This window comes from Cupriavidus pauculus (assembly GCF_008693385.1).
GTDB lineage: Bacteria > Pseudomonadota > Gammaproteobacteria > Burkholderiales > Burkholderiaceae > Cupriavidus > Cupriavidus pauculus_D.
The window spans coordinates 1,210,188-1,226,005 of the sequence record NZ_CP044067.1 but is presented as its reverse complement, the minus strand read 5'-3'; the positions used below and the strand labels follow the sequence as shown (position 1 = coordinate 1,226,005).

Here is a 15,818-nt window from a genome sequence, read left to right as displayed (position 1 = left end):
CACCCGCCTGGCATCGCACCAGGCTCCCATATTTGTTTCAGTTTCATCCTCGAGGAAATCGCTATGCAACCAATGCGCGCAAGGCGTGCTTTGATTCCGGCCATGCTGGGCATTGCCGTCGCGGTGCTCGCCGCTTGCGGCAAGAAGGCCGAAGCTCCCGCACCCCAGACCCCACAGGTCCAGGTCGTGACGCTCAAGGAGCAGTCGGTTACGCTGGAAACCCAATTGCCGGGCCGGACCAATCCTTACGCCATCGCCGAGGTGCGTCCGCAGGTGAACGGCATCATCCTCAAGCGGATGTTCAAGCAGGGCACCGACGTCAAGGAAGGGCAGCAGCTGTATCAGATCGATCCGTCGACGTACGAGGCTGCCTACAAGACCGCCGCCGCCACGCTCGAATCGTCGAAGCTGCTGGCACAGCGTTATGGCCGGCTGGTCGGCGACGAAGCCGTGAGCAAGCAGCAATACGCCGAGGCTCAGGCCGCCTACGAACAGGCGCAGGCTGCCGTGGACCGCGCGAAGATCGACCTGCGCTACACGAAGGTGCTGTCGCCGATCACGGGCCGCATCAGCCGCGCGCTCGTGACCGAAGGCGCGCTCGTGACCAACGGCCAGACCAACGCGCTGGCCACGGTGCAGCAGCTCGATCCGATCTATGTGGACGTGACACAGCCGTCGTCGTCGCTGCTGCGCCTGAAGCGCGAGCTTCAGGCCGGCCAGCTCGAATCGGCTGGCGCGAATGCCGCCAAGGTGACGCTGTTCCTCGAGGACGGTACGCCGTATCCGGAACCGGGCCGCCTCGAGTTCTCCGAGGTCTCGGTGGACGAAGGCACGGGCTCCGTGACGCTGCGTGCCGTGTTCCCGAACCCGCGCCATGACCTGCTGCCCGGGATGTTCGTGCACGCGCGCCTGCAGGAAGGCGTGCGCGCCAACTCCATTCTGGCGCCGCAACGTGGCGTGACGCGCGACCTCAAGGGTGCGGCGACCGCGCTCGTGGTCAATGGCAAGGAAGAAGTGGAACTGCGTCAGCTGACGACCACGCGCACCATCGGCGACAACTGGCTCGTGACCGACGGCCTGAAGGCTGGCGACCGCGTGATCGTCGAGGGCCTGCAGTTCGTGCGTCCGGGTGTCAAGGTCAAGGCCGTGGAAGCCTCCGCCGCGCCGGCGGGCGGTGCCTCCGCGCCGGCCGCTGCGTCCGCGCCCGCGGCCAAGTCCTGAGCGCGACCGCAAGCATAAGGATTCGCCATGTCTAACTTTTTTATCGAGCGGCCGATCTTCGCGTGGGTGATTGCGCTGGTGATCATGCTGGCTGGCGTGCTGTCGATTCGCGCGCTGCCGGTGAACCAGTACCCCGCGATCGCGCCGCCAACGATCGCCATCTCCGTGACCTACCCGGGTGCGTCCGCGCAGACCGTGCAGGATACGGTGGTGCAGGTGATCGAGCAGCAGCTGAACGGCCTCGACGGCCTGCGCTACATCTTCTCCGAATCGAACTCCGACGGCAGCATGACCATCACCGTCACGTTCGAGCAGGGGACCAACCCGGATATCGCGCAGGTGCAGGTGCAGAACAAGCTGCAGCTCGCCACGCCGCTGCTGCCGCAGGAAGTCCAGCAGCAGGGTATCCGCGTGACCAAGTCCGTACGGAACTTCCTGGTCATCGTGGGTCTGGTCTCGACGGACAAGAGCGTCACGCGTGAGGACTTGTCGAACTACATCGTGTCGAACCTGCAGGATCCGCTGTCGCGGACGTCCGGCGTGGGCGACTTCCAGGTGTTCGGTTCGCAGTACGCGATGCGTGTCTGGCTCGATCCGGCGCGGCTCAACAGCTATCAGCTGACGCCGCTCGACGTGAGCAACGCCGTCAAGGCGCAGAACGTGCAGGTGGCTTCCGGCCAGCTGGGCGGCCTGCCCGCGGTGCGTGGCCAGCAGCTCAATGCGACGATCATCGGCAAGACCCGTCTGCAAACTGCCGAGCAGTTCGGCGACATCCTGCTGAAGGTCAACACCGACGGTTCGCAGGTGCGCCTGCGCGACGTGGCCGATATCGGCCTCGGCGGCCAGGACTACACCATCAACGCGCAGTACAACGGCGCGCCGGCTTCCGGTATCGCCATTCGTCTGGCGACGGGCGCCAACGCGCTGAACACCGTCAAGGCTATTCACCAGACGCTGGGCCAGCTCGAGGGCTTCATGCCGCCGGGCATGAAGATCGTGTTCCCGTACGACACCACGCCGGTGATCGCGGACTCGATCCACGAGGTGATCAAGACCCTGCTCGAAGCTATCGTGCTGGTGTTCCTGGTGATGTACCTGTTCCTGCAGAACTTCCGTGCCACGCTGATCCCGACGATCGCCGTGCCGGTGGTGCTGCTGGGCACGTTCGGCGTGCTGGCCGCGTTCGGTTACTCGATCAACACGCTGACGATGTTCGGGATGGTGCTGGCCATCGGTCTGCTTGTTGACGATGCGATCGTGGTGGTGGAGAACGTCGAGCGGGTGATGGCCGAGGAAGGGTTGCCACCGAAGGAGGCGGCTCGAAAATCGATGGGACAGATCCAGGGCGCGCTGGTCGGTATCGCGCTCGTGCTGTCCGCGGTGTTCCTGCCGATGGCATTCTTCGGCGGCTCGACCGGCGTGATCTATCGTCAGTTCTCGATCACGATCGTCGCATCGATGGTGCTGTCCGTGCTGGTGGCGCTGATTCTGACGCCCGCGTTGTGCGCGACGATGCTGAAGCCGATCGAGAAGGGTGACCACGGCGAGCACAAGAAGGGCTTCTTCGGCTGGTTCAACCGGGGCTTTATCAAGACGACGCACCGGTACGAGCGTGGCGTGCAGGGGATTCTGCGGCGCCGGATGCCGTTCGTGATCATCTATATCGCGATCGTCGCGGGGATGGCGTTCCTGTTCACGAAGATCCCGACCTCGTTCCTGCCGGAAGAAGACCAGGGCGTGCTCTACGCGCAGGTGCAGACGCCGCCGGGTTCGACCGCGGAGCGCACGCAGCAGGTCCTCGACCAGATGCGCGAGTATCTGCTTGGCGACGAAGGCGGGGTGGTGGAATCGCTGTTCACGGTGAACGGCTTCAACTTCGCCGGCCGTGGCCAGAGTTCGGGTCTCGCGTTCATCCTGCTCAAGCCGTTCAAGGAGCGTAGCGGCGATGCCACGAGCGTGTTCGACCTGGCCAAGCGGGCGCAGGCCAAGTTCTTCACCTTCCGCGATGCGCTGGCTTTTGCCTTCGCGCCGCCTGCGGTGCAGGAACTCGGTAACGCGACCGGTTTCGACTTCTATATCCAGGATCAGGCCGGTCTCGGTCACGAGAAGCTGATGGAGGCGCGCAACAAGTTCCTCCAGCTGGCGGGACAGAATCCGGCGATGCAGCGCGTGCGGCCCAACGGCCTGAACGACGAGCCGCAGTATCTGCTCGATATCGACGACGAGAAGGCGCGCGCGCTGGGGCTGTCGCTGGCCGACATCAACAGCACGGTGTCGATCGCGTGGGGTTCCAGCTACGTGAACGACTTTATCGATCGCGGCCGCGTGAAGCGCGTGTACGTGCAGGGGCGTCCGAATTCGCGGATGTCGCCGGAAGACCTGACCAAGTGGTTCATCCGCAATGGTAATGGCGACATGGTGCCGTTCTCGGCATTCGCGACGGGGCACTGGGGCTACGGTTCGCCGAAGCTGCAGCGCTACAACGGTGTGCCGGCGGTGGAAATCCTCGGCGAACCGGCGGCGGGCAAGAGTACCGGCGAGGCGATGAACGCGGTGGCGGACATCATGAAGCAGATGCCGCCTGGCATCGGCTATTCGTGGACCGGCCTGTCGTATGAAGAGCGCCTGTCGGGTGCCCAGGCGCCTGCGCTGTATGCGCTGTCGCTGCTCGTCGTGTTCCTGTGTCTTGCGGCGCTGTACGAAAGCTGGTCGATTCCGTTCTCCGTGATGCTGGTGGTGCCGCTCGGTGTGGTCGGCGCGCTGATGGCGACGCTGTTGCGCGGGTTGTCCAACGACGTGTTCTTCCAGGTGGGTCTGCTGACGACCGTGGGCCTGTCCGCGAAGAACGCGATTCTGATCGTGGAGTTCGCGAAGGAGCTGCACGAGCAGGGCAAGGGGCTCGTGGAAGCCGCGATCGAGGCGTGCCGGATGCGTTTGCGGCCGATCATCATGACGTCGCTGGCCTTCGTGCTCGGCGTGTTCCCGCTGGCGGTGTCCACGGGCGCCGGTTCGGGCAGCCAGCACGCGATCGGTACCGGCGTGATCGGCGGCATGATCACGGCGACCGTGCTTGCGATCTTCTGGGTGCCGCTGTTCTTCGTCGCGGTGACGTCGCTGTTCAAGGGCCGAAAGCCCAAGGATGACACCTCCCTCGAGAAGGGAGCCCTCTCATGAGAAAAACACTAGTTAGCCTTGCAGCCGGCGTCTTTCTGGCTGGCTGCAGCCTGATTCCGAAATACGAGCAGCCGGCCGCGCCCGTGGATGCCGCCTATCCGACCGGGGATGCTTATCCGGTTGGCGGCGACGCCGCCAGCGGGCAGGTGGCCGCGGCGGAGCTCGGCTGGCGCGACTACTTCACCGATCCGCGGCTGCGCCGGCTGATCGAGGTGGCGCTGGAGAACAATCGCGACCTGCGCATTGCCGCGCTGAACATGGACGCCTATCGCGCGCAGTACCGCATTCAGCGCGCGGAACTGTTCCCGGAGCTCAATGCCACCGGCCAGTACACGGCGCAACGCGTGCTGTCGCCCCTGTCGTCCGCATCGACGGGGATCGTCGGCAGGCAGTTCGGTGTGGCGCTCGGCATCACCGCGTGGGAAATCGATCTGTTCGGCCGCCTGCGCAGCCTGAACGAGGCGGCGCTGCAGACGTACTTCTCCAGCGCGGAAGCGCGCCGCAGCACCCATATCGCGCTGGTGGCGAGCGTTGCCAATGCGTATCTGACGATGCGCGCGGATGAGGAGCAGCTGAAGCTCACGCGCGACACGCTCGGCACGTACGAGCGTACGTTCAACCTGACGCGCCGCAGCTTCGAGGAAGGCATTTCGTCGCGGCTGGACCTGCGTCAGGCGCAGACGAGCGTGGAGAACGCGCGTGCGACCCTGGCCCAATACACGCGGCAGGTGGCGCAGGACAGGAATGCGCTGTCGTTGCTGATCGGTGCATCGGTACCGGGCGACCTGCCCGAGGGCCTGTCGCTCGACGACAAGCTCGTGGCCGAAGTGCCGGCGGGTCTGCCGTCGGATCTGCTGCGGAACCGGCCGGACATCCTCTCTGCCGAGCATCAGCTGATGGCGGCCAATGCGACGATCGGTGCGGCGCGCGCGGCGTTCTTCCCGAGCATCAGCCTGACGGCTTCGGCCGGCACGGCGAGCCGGCAGCTGTCGGGCTTGTTCGAAGGGGGATCCGGCACGTGGCTGTTCAATCCGCAGATCAATGTGCCGATCTTCACGGCGGGCAGCCTGCAGGCCAGCCTCGACTACTCGCGCATCCAGAAGGACGTGACGGTGGCGCAGTACGAGCGGACGATCCAGTCGGCATTCCGCGAAGTCGCGGACGGGCTGGCCGCGCGCGGTACGTACACCGACCAGCTGCAGGCGCAGGTGCGACTCGTCGCGGCGAGCCAGGATTACTACAAGCTCGCCGACCAGCGTTATCGGACCGGTGTGGACAACTACCTGACGCTGCTCGATGCGCAGCGCCAGCTGTTCTCCGCGCAGCAGACGCTGATCACCGATCGTCTGAATCAGCTGACGAGCGAGGTGAATCTGTACAAGGCGCTGGGTGGTGGCTGGAACGAGACGACCACGGCGCCGGCGGCGGCGGCGGGCGAATCGCCCACGGCGAAGCCACAGTCCTGATCCCGCAGTCCTGAGCGCCCGGCAGCACGAAAGGGGCGAGTAAGGGCCGAGTAAGCGCCAAGTAAGCGCCAAGTAAGCGCCAAGTAAGCGCCAAGTAAGGGCCGAGTCCTGTCTCGCACAGGGCTCGGCTTTTTTTTGTTCGCGCCCGGCGTCATGGTTCTTTCATATCGGTGGGGTAGGGTGGCCACCCACACAGGGAAGAACCATATGCGCCCACAAAAAAAGAACACCATCGTCTGGATGGCAGGTACGGCCGCGATCGCCATCATGGCGGCGCTGCATGGCTGCGGCAGCGATGACAGCAGCAGTTCCAGCAATACCGCCAGCAACAATCCGCCCGCCACGACGCCGACGCCCGCGCCGGACGCGGCCACGGCGAGCGCGAATATCCAGGCCGCATGGGTCGAGATCGGCGATGGCAACCAGGCATTGGCGCGTGTGGTGACGCGCTATACGGCCGAGGCCGGCGCCGGCGCGAACGCCCAGTGCCCGCTGTTGACGGTCGATGGCAAGGCCGCGCGCATGACGCTGCGCGTCGGCCCCGCCACGGCGCCGTTGCGTACCACGGCCAGCGCGGCGGCCGACTCCAAGCCATCGGAGTTTCCGGTGTCCGTTTGCGAAGCCACGCTGCCGGCCGGCGCCGCCAGCGCCGCCATCGGGGCGCAGGTGCTGCCGCTGCCGAAGGCCACGCCGCAACGTATCGTGGTGCTGGCCGATACCGGCTGCCGCCTGAAGAAGGCCGACAACGCATGGCAGGCCTGCTCCGATACCGAGGCCTGGCCGCTGGCGTCGCTGGCCGCCACCGCGGCCGGTTTCAATCCCGACCTCGTGCTGCATATCGGCGACTACCACTATCGCGAGAACGCCTGCCCGCCCGATATCGCCGGCTGCCAGGGCAGCCCGTGGGGCTATGGCTGGGATACCTGGCAGGCCGATCTGTTCAAGCCGGCCGCGCCGTTGCTGGCCAAGGCACCGTGGGTCGTGGTGCGCGGCAATCACGAGGAGTGCGCGCGTGCCGGTCAGGGCTGGGCCCGCTTCCTGGATACGCGTCCGTATGACGCCACGCGTTCGTGCGACGATCCGGCCAACGACGCCATCGCCAACTATGCGGACCCGTATGCGGTGTCGCTCGGCGGCGGCTCGCAGGTCATCGTGTTCGACTCCGCCAAGGCGGGCAAGGCCGCGCTGGCCACCAACGACCCGCAGTTCATCGCCTACCAGAAGCAGTTCCAGACGGTGGCGACGCTGGCCGCGAAGACGGGCATGACCACCACGATCTTCACCAATCACCATCCGATCCTGGGGTTCGCTCCGGTGGCTGGCGCGAATCCCGCGCCGGGCAATCTGGCCCTGCAGTCGGTGATGTCGAACCTGAATGCGCAGGCCTACTATCCGACCGGCATCCAGCTCGCGTTGCACGGCCACGTGCATGACTTCCAGGCCATCAACTTCGCGTCGGCGCACCCGGCCACGATCGTCTCCGGCAACGGCGGCGACAATCTCGATGTCGCATTGCCCGATCCGTTGCCTGCCGGCAGCGTGCCCGCACCCGGTACGACCATCGATCGCATCACGCATCACGCAAGCTTCGGCTTTCTGGTGATGGACCGTCATGCATCGCCAGCCACGGGCTGGCAGTTCAAGGCGTACACCAAGGCCGGCAAGCTGCTGGCCACCTGCGACCAGACCGGCAACACGCTCACCTGCGACAAGACCGGCTTCCTGACGCCCTGATGCCCTGATGCCATATGCATGCCGCCGTATCGCCGCCCGCGCCACGCTGCTGGCGTGGGCGGTAGCATTCCCCGCGCTGGCGGCGGAGACCATGCTGCTGCCGGGCGCGCCCCCCGCGACGGTCGTGGCGACGATCGGTAACGGGACCCCCAAGGTCACGGCGAAGGTGGATGTCACCGGCGCGGTATTCCGTCCGGACCCGGCTCTGGTCGCGCTGGGCAGGCGCGTGTTCTTCGATGCGCGTCTGTCGATGCCGCGCGGGCAGTCGTGCGCCAGCTGCCACGATCCCGCGCGCGCGTTTGCCGCCACGCTGCCCGCAAGCACACCGGGGGTGACGCAGGGCAGCCGCCCCGGACACTTCAGCCTGCGTAATCCGCCTTCGTTGCTGTACGTCCGCTACGTACCGCGCAGGCACTTCTACCAGGACGACGATGCGCCCGCCGCCTCGCCGTTCGGCGGCCTGTTCGCCGATGGCCGCGCCGATACGCTGGCCGAGCAGGTGCGCGGTCCGCTGCTGGATCCGAATGAAATGAACAACGGCACGCCGGCCGGGCTGCTGCGCAATATCAACGGCACCGACCTCGCTCCCGTGCTGGCCGCGCAATTCGGACCGGGCGTGCGCAAGGACCCCGAGGCGATGCTGCGCGCGCTCGGTGCCGCGCTGCAAGCCTATATGCAGAGCGACGAGATGGCGCCATTCACGTCGCGCTTCGACGATTACCTGCGCCGGCGCGCGCCGCTGACGCCGCAGGAAACCCGCGGCCTGGCGCTGTTCAAGAATCCGGACAAGGGCAACTGCATGAGCTGCCACACGTTGTCCGATACGTCGAGCCGCCCCGAGCGCTCGTTGTTCACGGACTTCGGCTACGACGCCATCGCGGTGCCGCGTAACCGGGCACTGCCCGCGAACCGTGACGCGAAGCATTTCGACAACGGCCTGTGCGACACCGCACGCCGGTTGCGCTGGCCCGAACCCACGCAGTGGTGCGGCTATCTGCGTACCCCGGGCCTGCGCAACGTGGCGGTACGCCAGCGCTTCATGCACAACGGCGTGTTCACGTCGTTGCGTGACGCCGTGGCGTTCTACAACACGCGGACGATCGATCCGGGCAAGTGGTATGCCGATGGCAAGGTCTTCGACGATGTCCCCGCCGCGTATCGCGACAACATCAACGTGAATTCGCCGCCGATGAACCGCAAGCCCGGCATGCCCGCTGCGCTGACAGAAGCAGACATCGACGACATCGTGGCATTCCTGCGCACGCTGACCGATGCCGCGTATGTGCCCGCGATGCCGCCGTTGCAAGGCCGGCGCTGAACGCCGGGCCTGCCGGCGTCAACGCAGCAGCGTCGATTTGCCGAACAGGCTTTCCAGCAGGTCCACCACGAGTTCCGCGGTCTGATTCTGGATATCGCGGGCGGGGTTCAGTTCCAGTACGTCGAGCGAGCCCAGTGCCTTGGTGTCCGCGATCATCTCCAGCGCGAGGTGGGTTTCGCGGTAGGTGGGACCGCCGCGCACCGGCGTGCCGACGCCGGGCGCGATCTGCGAATCCAGGAAATCCACATCGAAGCTCACGTGCAGGTGCGTGTTGGCGTCCACGCCGGCCAATGCCTGGCGCATGGTTTCGCGCATGCCGTTTTCGTCGATGAAGCGCATGTCGAATGCGGGCAGGCCGAGCTGGCGCAGGCGGCGTTTTTCCTCGGGATCGACGCTGCGGATGCCGACCTGGCGGATATCGTTCGGCTGCATCGCGGGGCGCGTGCCCGAGAGTGTGGTCAGCGGCTCGGGGCCGTCGCCGCAGAGGCAGGCGACCGGCATGCCGTGGATGTTGCCCGTGGGGCTCGTGCTGCCGGTGTTGGCATCGGCGTGGGCGTCGAGCCACAGGACCAGCAACTGCTTGCCCGATTCGCGGCAATGCCGTGCGGCCGCGCTGATCGAGCCGATGGCCAGGCAGTGGTCGCCGCCCATCAGCAGCGGCATACGGCCGTTTGCAAGAATTTCATAGGCGCCGTGGAACACCGCGGTGTTCCACGCCACGACTTCTTCCAGATGGCGCATGCCGTTGACCGGAGCATGGCCCGGATTGCCCGGGCCGGCGAGGTTACCGAGGTCGGTGACCTGGAGCCCGTTGCGCGCCAGAGCGCTGGCAATATCTGCAACGCGTAGCGCTTCGGGGCCCATCGACGTACCGCGAATGCTTGCGCCGACGTCTGTGGGGGCTCCTATCAGCTGGATGGGTTTCATGGAAGCTCCTTGGATGGGATGCTTCCATAATAGGTTGGTTCTCTTGCCCCCTCTCCCCCATGGAGGGAGCAGCAAACCGTCAGGTCATGGCATGACCGGCGGCCGATACTCCAGCGTCATCGCGAACGCCCACAGCATGAACAGCACCAGTGGCGTATGCACGATCAGCTGCGTGAACGTGAAGCCCACCACGTCCTTGGCGCGGATGCCCAGTACGCCGAGCAGCGGCAGCATCCAGAACGGATTGATCAGGTTCGGCAGGGCTTCCGCCGCGTTGTAGACCTGTACCGCCCAGCCGAGGTGGACGTGCAGTTCGTTGGCCGCCTGCATGACGTACGGTGCCTCGATGATCCACTTGCCGCCGCCCGACGGGACGAAGAAGCCCAGTACCGCCGAGTAGATGCCCATGACCGCGGAGAACGATTCGGTGGTCGCCATCGAGACGAACGCGGAAGCCAGGTGGTGCGACAGCGTGGCGCCATCGCCACCGGTGGCCTTGGTCAGGATGAAGGCGATGCCGCCATACAGCGGAAACTGGATCAGCACCCCTGCCGTGGAAGGCACCGAGCGGGCCACGGCGCGCAGGAACCGGCGGGGACGCCAGTTCAGCAGCATGCCCAGCATCAGGAACAGGAAGTTGTAGGTGTTCAGGTTCGAGATCGCGAGGATCGGGTCCTTGGTGGTGAACTCGTGATAGAGCCAGCCGGCACCGAGCGCGACGAGCAGCAGCGTCAGCAGCGGGCTGTACTCGAGCCATTCGCCGGGACGCGTCGGCCTGGTGATGGCGTCGTCGCTGTCGTCGAGATCGACGCCCATGTCCGCGGCCGTGCGCGCGCGGTCGCCGGTCGGTGCCGAGAAGTACGCGACCACGAGCGAGGCGACGATCAGCACCCCGGTCATCGCCATCGACTGCCAGAGGAAGATGGTTTCCGAGAACGGAATCACGCCTGTGATGTCGAGCAGCGACTTGGGCAGGCTGGCCGGGTTGGCCTGCAGCTGCGCGGCCGACGAGGACAGGCCGAGCGCCCACGTGGCGCCCATGCCGAGGTAGGCGGCCGCGCTGGCCGCGCGGTAGTCCATGCGCAGGTCCGTGCGGCGCGCGATGGCGCGCACGAGCAGGCCGCTGAAGATCAGGCTGATGGCCCAGTTGACCAGCGACGTGCCGAGGCTGATCAGCGCGACGAACGCTACCGCGCCCCGTGCCGTGCGCGGCATGGACGCGAGCCGCGCGATGAGCATGGACGCGGGCGGCGATACGGCGACGACGTAGCCCGCGATGGCGACGACCGCCATCTGCATCGTGAACGGAATGAGGCTCCAGAAGCCGTCACCGAACGCGCGTGCCACGCCTTGCGCGGGAGCGCCGATGAGCATCGCGCCGATGGCCACGACGACGACCGCGATGGCCGCGAAGATGTAGGAGTCCGGAAACCAGCGTTCGGACCAGTCCGTGACCCGGACGGCAAGGCGTTCGAGGCCCCCGCGCGCGGGTGGCGCGTAGGCTGGGGCGGATAGCGGTGTGTCTTTCATGGCAAAACCTCCTGGATGCGTGTCGATTCTCGTTCGGGGTTTGGATCTCTCAGTTGTGAACTTCGAAGCAGATCGCTGCTGCCGCGAGGTCTTCCAGTGCCGTCCCCACGGCCTTGAATACGGTGATCTCGTCGTTCGATGCGCGGCCCGCGTGCGCGCCACGGCAGAGCGCCGCGAGGTCCGCGCGCACGTCTTCCGCGCGGAACACGCCGGCGGCAATCGGGTGCAGCAGGTCGCCGGCCTTCATGGTGGCTTCCGCGGTGTCCACGAACACGGACGTGTCCGCGAAGCAGGCGTCGTCGGCTTCGCGCATCTGCGGCGTGAAGCCGCCGATGAGGTCGATATGGGTGCCCGGCGCGATATGCTGGCGCTCTATCAGCGGCACGGTGGACAGCGTGGCCGACGTCACGACGTCCACGTTGCCAAGCACGTCTTCCACGCACGCGGTGGCGCGCGCGTCGATGCCTTCGTCGCGCAGGCTGCCGGCCAGCCGCTCCGCCTGCGCGGCGTCGATGTCCCAGATATGGATCTGCTCGATCGGCAGCACCGCGCGATAGGCGTGGGGCAGCAGGCTCGCGACGCGGCCCGCGCCGATGACGAGCAGCTTGCGCGCATCGGCGCGCGCGAGCATCGAGGCCGCGAGGGCGGAGGCGGCGGCCGTGCGTCGCGACGTGATCTCGTTGCCGTCGATGAGCGCGAGCGGTGCGCCTGTCGATGCATCGTAGAGCATGTACGTCGAATGCAGGCCCGGCAGGCCGCGTTGCGCGTTGCCGGGAAAGATCGAGACGGTCTTCACGCCCATATAGCGATCGCTCCAGGCCGGCATCAGCAGCACCGTGCCGTCACCGACCGTGTGGTGATGGCGCAGCGGCACTTCGCAACCGGCAACGAACGCGGCGCGCAGCGAAGGAATCAGCGTGTCGAAGGGCAGGCGGGACCGGGTGGTGGCGGCGTCGAGAATGAGCATGTCGTCGTTTCGGTTGAAAAGGAATCGGTCAGGCGTCGAGCACGAGGTCGCTCGTGGGAATCGCCTGGCAGGCCAGGCACGTATCGGCGTCGTCGGGCTCCTGCCCGTGCAGATGCCTGACCGTGCCGTTCAGTACCTTCACGGCGCAGCTTTCGCACTGTCCCACGCGGCAGCCGCTCGGCAACTGCACGCCATGGCGTTCGGAGAAGCCGAGCAGCGAGCCGTCCTCGGGTTTCCATTCGAGTGCGCGGTCGGATCGCGCGAAATGCACGCGGTACTGCTGTCCAGGCGCGAGTTTCGCGGTAACCGGCGAGCGGAACACCTCGCGCAGGATGTCGAAGCGTGGCACACCGCGCGCGATCATGCCTTGCGCAAACGCATCCATCATCGCCGGCGGACCGCACATGTAGATGAGGGGGCGCAGGGCGAGCAGCGCGTCGTCGATATGCGCGGGCGAGATGCGGCCGTGGACGTCATAGTCCTTGCCGGCGATATCGTCGGGGCCTGGCTGCTCGTAGTAGTCGATGACCGAGAGCGACGGCAGTGCAGACTGCAGCGTGCGGATGCGCTCGCGGAACGCATGCGCCGCGCGGTTGCGATTCGCGTAGAGCAGCACGATGCGCGGCGGCGCGGGCTCGTCGGCCAGCGATTCGAGCAGGTTCATGAAGGGCGTGATGCCGATGCCGCCGGCCACGAGGATCAGCGGGCGCCGCGATTGACGCGGCATGACGAACGTGCCCGACGGCGCGCGCAGATCGACGACATCGCCGATGGCGAGCGTGCCGTTGATATGCGTCGAGGCGATGCCATCGACGCGCATGCCGTCGGCGGCCACGCCGGTCGCGCGGCGTACCGAGATGCTGTAGTGGCGTCGGCTGGCCATGGCGGCCGGGCCGGTCAGCGAGTACGAGCGCACGACTTCCGTGCCCGCGCGCGTGCGCAGGCGGATGGTGATGTGCTGGCCCGGCGAGAAGTCGGGAAGCAGCCCGCCGTCGAGCGCGTCCATGCGGACCGTGGTGACGTCGCTGGCTTCCTTCGTCAGCGCGGCCACGCGGAACGGGCGGAAGCCGTCCCATGCGCGGCGGCGGTCGAACGCGGGGTCGATCTCCACGCGGCAGCGATAGGCGCGCAGCGGCGTGGAGCCGCTGACGGGGTCTTGCCGTTCGCCACCGACGAGCGCGTTGTAGTTGCTATGGCGGCCGCCCAGCGCATCGATGCCGGGCTGGCCCAGCGCGTCGCACGCCTGCCACCAGCCGTACTCGCCGACGACCACGGCCGGATGCAGTGCGGCGTCGATGCGCACGCTGAAGGTGGCCATGCCACCTGGCGTGGTCACGCGCACGAGATCGCCGGCTTCGATGCCGATGGATCGCGCCAATGCATCGGAGACGTCTAGCGAAGGCCGCAGTGCGCGACGACGCAGCGAGGCGTTGCCGCGATGCTGGCTGTGGCAGTAGTAGCCGCTCTTGGCCGAGGTCATGACGAGCGGGAAGTCGGCATGGTCGGCTTCGGTGCGATCCTCGTGCGTGGGCAGGGGCGGATAGCCATGCTGCAGCAGGCGTTCGGAGTACAGCTCGACGAGGCCGGTCGGCGTGGCGAACGGCTTCGGTTGCGTGCGGTACTTGCGCTCGGCGCACGCCGCCGGAACGCGGATGCCCTCGGGGTGCGCGCGCAAGGCCGCCACATCGACGTTGGCGGGGGCGAGCATATGGTTCCATCCGCGCTCGAGGCTGCCGTCGAAGAACAGGTCGCCCATGCCGATGCGCGTGGCGAGGTCGAACACGATGTCGTTGTCCGCGCGCGATTCGCCGCGGGGCGGCACCATGCGCTGCCGCAGCTGGATGAGCTCGTCCGCCTCCGCGGTGATCTCGAAGCCGATGCGCAGGCCTTCGCGTTCCCACGGCGTGTTGATCGGCAGGAAGATGTCCGCGTACTGCGCGCTCGGCGTCATGAACAGATCGCAATGCACGTGGAAGTCCAGCGCGCGCAAGGCGCGATCGCCGAGTTCCACGTCGGGTTGCGAGAGCAGAAGGTTGGTGCCGAATGCGACGAGCGTGTCGACGCGGTACGGTCGTTCGTCGAGCACCGCGTGGTAGAAATCGCGACCTGTCACCCATCCATTGGCGGCCGGCCCGAGCGGGCGTTCGTCGATGCCGAGGGCCTTGGCGTGCTGCGCGCCGGAGAGCAGATCGAGGCCATTGACGGCGCGGTGCGGCGGCTTGCGGTGCACGCGGTTGCCGCCGTCGACGTCGAAGCTGCCGGTCAGCGCGTACAGGCATGCGATCGCGCGTTCGGTCTGCGTGGCGTTTTCGTGCTGGCCCACGCCCGACCATGCGTGATAAGCGACGCGGCGCGCGGAGCCGAGCAGGCTGGCCGCGTGACGGATATCGCCCTCGGGAATCCATGTGAGGCGCGCGGCCACATCGACGGGGTATTGCGCGCAGGCGCGGGCATAGCGTTCGAACGCGGGCTCGCACGCGATGTCTCCCTCGGCATCCGCGAGGCGCAATGCAAACGTGCCGCGCAGTGCGATCCGCTCGAGGCCGTCTTCATGCGGATGCACGACGGGCCGCCCGGCCACGGCGTCCCACGCCACGAAGGCGTCGGCATCGGTGCCGGAGAATCCCACGTCCCGGCCGCGCACGAAATGGCCGTTGTCGCCGCGCACGAGCAGGGCGCCGTTGGTCCACCGCCGCACGAACTCGACGTCGAACGCATTGGCTTCGATCAGCAGGTTGGCGATGGCCATGGCCAGCGCGGCGTCGGTGCCGGGCTTCACGCGCAGCCACTGGTCGGCCTGGCCGGCCAGCGCGGTACGGCGGGGATCGACGACGATCATGCGCGCGCCGGCGGCCCGGCCCGTGCCGATGGCCTCCGCCTGCGCGAGCCACGTGTTGGTCGGGTTGTGGCCCCAGAGCAGGATCAGCTCGGCCTGCCGGTAGTCGGCCGTGGGAATGCCGCAGCCGAACGTGAAGACGTGCGCGAAATCCTTGTGCCAGTTGCAGATCTCGGTGGCGTAGATGATGTTGGGGCTGCCGTAGCCGCGTACGAAGCGTTCGATCCAGTCGATGCTGTCGGTGAGCGGGGTGCCGCTGGGCGTGGTGACCGCGAACGCCACCGATTCCGGGTGCCCGCGCTCGCGCGCGGCGCCGAGGCGCGCGGCGATTTCGGTCAGCGCTTCTTCCCAAGAGATCTGCTGCCAGCCGGGGTCGGCAGCGTCCTTGGGCTGGGTCCGGCGCATCGGGTGGAGGACGCGGTCGGCGCTATGCACGAGCTCGGGCGCGGACTTGCCCTTGAGGCACATGGCGCGTCCGGTGGGGTGCGTGGGGTCCGGCCGCACCTCGACGAGGGTGTCGCCATCGACCACGTTGATGGTTCCGCATCGCGAACGGCACAGCGTGCAGAACCCCTTCTTTTCCTCGATTGTCATCCCGGACCCGCTGCCTCTCGATCGATAACTTGTTTCCGGGTTCGATGCTAG

9 protein-coding genes are annotated in these 15,818 nt (G+C 66.9%); 5 read left to right on the top strand and 4 right to left on the bottom strand.

What is annotated here, in order from left to right; genetic code table 11:
* The first annotated feature begins 63 nt into the window (after nucleotides 1-63).
* From FOB72_RS23895 to FOB72_RS23875, 5 genes are all read left to right on the top strand, one after another.
* Nucleotides 64-1,221 (top strand): efflux RND transporter periplasmic adaptor subunit, encoded by a 1,158-nt coding sequence (locus FOB72_RS23895; protein WP_150375154.1) that lies wholly within the window; start codon nucleotides 64-66, stop codon nucleotides 1,219-1,221.
* A gap of 27 nt (nucleotides 1,222-1,248) precedes the next feature.
* Nucleotides 1,249-4,395, top strand: a complete 3,147-nt coding sequence (locus tag FOB72_RS23890; protein WP_150375153.1) for an efflux RND transporter permease subunit — start codon at nucleotides 1,249-1,251, stop codon at nucleotides 4,393-4,395.
* Nucleotides 4,392-5,861, top strand: coding sequence for an AdeC/AdeK/OprM family multidrug efflux complex outer membrane factor (gene adeC, locus FOB72_RS23885; protein ID WP_150375152.1), 1,470 nt, complete (start codon nucleotides 4,392-4,394; stop codon nucleotides 5,859-5,861). The genes FOB72_RS23890 and adeC overlap by 4 nt, the downstream gene beginning before the upstream one ends.
* 240 nt (nucleotides 5,862-6,101) lie before the next feature.
* A complete protein-coding gene (locus FOB72_RS23880) occupies nucleotides 6,102-7,595 on the top strand; it encodes a metallophosphoesterase family protein (protein WP_411859895.1) in 1,494 nt (497 codons plus the stop codon).
* A 7-nt stretch (nucleotides 7,596-7,602) separates the two neighbouring features.
* Nucleotides 7,603-8,913, top strand: coding sequence for a cytochrome-c peroxidase (locus FOB72_RS23875; RefSeq protein WP_150375151.1), 1,311 nt, complete (start codon nucleotides 7,603-7,605; stop codon nucleotides 8,911-8,913).
* Between the two features lie 18 nt (nucleotides 8,914-8,931).
* On the opposite strand, the gene rocF is transcribed toward FOB72_RS23875, so the two are convergent.
* The 4 genes from rocF to FOB72_RS23855 form a co-directional block, all read right to left on the bottom strand.
* Nucleotides 8,932-9,840 carry an arginase gene (rocF, locus tag FOB72_RS23870; RefSeq protein WP_150375150.1) on the bottom strand — a complete coding sequence of 303 codons (909 nt, stop codon included), beginning with the start codon at nucleotides 9,838-9,840 and terminating at the stop codon, nucleotides 8,932-8,934.
* A gap of 84 nt (nucleotides 9,841-9,924) precedes the next feature.
* Nucleotides 9,925-11,370, bottom strand: coding sequence for a short-chain fatty acid transporter (locus FOB72_RS23865; RefSeq protein ID WP_150375149.1), 1,446 nt, complete (start codon nucleotides 11,368-11,370; stop codon nucleotides 9,925-9,927).
* A 49-nt stretch (nucleotides 11,371-11,419) separates the two neighbouring features.
* Entirely contained in the window at nucleotides 11,420-12,337 is a 918-nt protein-coding gene (locus FOB72_RS23860) for an ornithine cyclodeaminase family protein (protein WP_150375148.1), read from the bottom strand.
* A 28-nt stretch (nucleotides 12,338-12,365) separates the two neighbouring features.
* On the bottom strand, nucleotides 12,366-15,767 hold the full coding sequence (locus FOB72_RS23855) for a molybdopterin-dependent oxidoreductase (RefSeq protein ID WP_150375147.1): 3,402 nt from the start codon (nucleotides 15,765-15,767) through the stop codon (nucleotides 12,366-12,368).
* Nucleotides 15,768-15,818: the final 51 nt, after the last annotated feature.

Excerpts from the sequence above, each read along its gene's own strand:
- FOB72_RS23880 (WP_411859895.1), top strand. The coding sequence starts at position 6,102 with ATGGCAGGTACGGCCGCGATCGCCATCATGGCGGCGCTGCATGGCTGC.
- FOB72_RS23855 (WP_150375147.1), bottom strand. The coding sequence starts at position 15,767 with ATGACAATCGAGGAAAAGAAGGGGTTCTGCACGCTGTGCCGTTCGCGA.
- rocF (WP_150375150.1), bottom strand. The coding sequence starts at position 9,840 with ATGAAACCCATCCAGCTGATAGGAGCCCCCACAGACGTCGGCGCAAGC.
- adeC (WP_150375152.1), top strand. The coding sequence starts at position 4,392 with ATGAGAAAAACACTAGTTAGCCTTGCAGCCGGCGTCTTTCTGGCTGGC.
- FOB72_RS23865 (WP_150375149.1), bottom strand. The coding sequence starts at position 11,370 with ATGAAAGACACACCGCTATCCGCCCCAGCCTACGCGCCACCCGCGCGC.
- FOB72_RS23875 (WP_150375151.1), top strand. The coding sequence starts at position 7,603 with ATGCCATATGCATGCCGCCGTATCGCCGCCCGCGCCACGCTGCTGGCG.
- FOB72_RS23890 (WP_150375153.1), top strand. The coding sequence starts at position 1,249 with ATGTCTAACTTTTTTATCGAGCGGCCGATCTTCGCGTGGGTGATTGCG.
- FOB72_RS23860 (WP_150375148.1), bottom strand. The coding sequence starts at position 12,337 with ATGCTCATTCTCGACGCCGCCACCACCCGGTCCCGCCTGCCCTTCGAC.
- FOB72_RS23895 (WP_150375154.1), top strand. The coding sequence starts at position 64 with ATGCAACCAATGCGCGCAAGGCGTGCTTTGATTCCGGCCATGCTGGGC.